We start from the raw sequence: 234 nt of genomic DNA on the forward strand, positions 1-234 counted from the left end.
GCGAGTTTGTTGAATCAGCTTGGTAAGACTAGCCGCGTTAAGCTTTTTAGCCTCGTTAAAGCGCTGCTCAGCCATATGTGCAAGAGCCAGATCAAGGTTATCACCACCTAGCATAAGGTGTTCGCCGACACCGATTCGATTCAGTGTTAGTTCGTCATTGTCGTGTTTAGCTTCAATCAAACTTAAGTCAGTAGTACCACCGCCAACATCACATACCAGAATAAGCGGTACTTG

At 45.7% G+C, this 234-nt stretch carries 1 protein-coding gene; it reads right to left on the bottom strand.

What is annotated here, in order from left to right:
• A partial coding sequence (locus MRS74_RS23700; RefSeq protein WP_254582736.1) for an Hsp70 family protein occupies positions 1 to 234 on the bottom strand: 234 nt, incomplete at both ends.

Source organism: Marinobacterium sedimentorum (assembly GCF_024267675.1).
Lineage (GTDB): Bacteria > Pseudomonadota > Gammaproteobacteria > Pseudomonadales > Balneatricaceae > Marinobacterium_A > Marinobacterium_A sedimentorum.